The sequence below is a fragment of the Nocardia sp. BSTN01 genome (assembly GCF_015354405.1).
Classification (GTDB): Bacteria; Actinomycetota; Actinomycetes; order Mycobacteriales; family Mycobacteriaceae; genus Nocardia.
In genome coordinates, this window is sequence record NZ_JADKYP010000147.1 from 1 (window position 1) to 1219 (window position 1219).

Annotated in this window: 1 protein-coding gene; it reads right to left on the reverse strand. The window is 66.8% G+C overall.

Annotation, left to right across the window (positions count from 1 at the left end):
• A partial coding sequence (locus tag IRT45_RS36215) for a CdaR family transcriptional regulator (protein ID WP_228536036.1) occupies nt 1-1219 on the reverse strand: 1219 nt, incomplete at both ends.

The following is a 1219-nucleotide window of genomic DNA, read 5'->3' on the forward strand; positions in this document are numbered from 1 at the left end:
AGGTACCAGAGTCCGCTGGCTTGGGTGGGGTCGAAGCCGGTGAGTTGGGCGATGCGTTTGAGGCGGTAGTCGACGGTGTTGGTGTGGACGTGGAGGAGTCGGGCGGTGCGTTGGCGGTTGAGGTTGTTGGCGATGTGGGTTTGGAGGGTGGTGAGGAGTTCGGGGTGGTGGTCGAGGGGGTTGAGGAGGGTGCCGAGGTGGTCGCGTCCGGGTCCGGGGCGGGTGAGTTGGTATTCGAGGGCGAGGTCGTCGAAGCGGTAGAGGCCGGGGATTGATTGGAGGCGGGTGACCATGTCGAGGAGTTGGTGGGTTTGGTCGGTGGCGGTGGGGATGTCGGTGGTGGGGGTGGTTGTGGTGGTGGCGGTGATGGGGACTCTGGCGGCGTGGGAGAGGTGGGTGATGAGGGTGTCGAGGTCGGTGGGTGTGGTGGTGGGGATGAGGAGGGTGCCGCCGTCGGTGGACAGGAGGGAGAGGGTGGTGGTGTGGGTGGTGGTGGCGAGGGCGGCTTGGAGGCGGCGGAGTTTGCGGCGGGCGATGATGGTGGGGTCGAGGTGGGGGTTGGTTTGGTCGGGGTGTGGGGGGATGTGGAGGGCGAGGATGTGGTAGGTGTCGGCGATGTCGATGCCGCATTCGCGGGCCATGGTGCTGGTGGGGTGGCCGCCGAGGAGGGCGGAGGTGAGGGTGTGGACGGCGTTGTGGTGTTCGGAGACGACGGTGCGGAGTTCGCGGACGTAGGCGTGGGAGACGGCGGTGGTCATGGTGTCGAGGATTTCGACGAGGAGTTTGGCGCCGTGGAGGAGGTTGGTGTAGTCGGTGTGGGTGAGGGTGAGTGTGGGTTCGCTGTCGGCGGTGCTGCCGCCGCCACCGGCACCGCTGCTGCCGGTGTTGCCGGTGGTGTTGGTGCGGGTTTTGGTGGTGGCGTTGGTGACGACGAGGTCGAAGCCGATTTTGAAGCCTTCGTGGATGGCGTGGTGGATGGTGTCGATGGGGACGCCTTCGCGGGCCCAGGCGGCGGCGGCGTCTTTGAGGCGTTCGGTTTTTTCGGGGATGTCGCGGCCGTCGAGGAGGCTGATGGCGAGTTCGAGGCAGGTGCGGGTGATGGTGGTGATGTCGCCGTGGATGGCGTCGCCGGGCAGGGTGCCGCAGGGGGCGACGTTTTCGACGAAGTGGCCGACCATGTGCCGCGACAGCGACCACACATCCTTCAACGGCGACGACA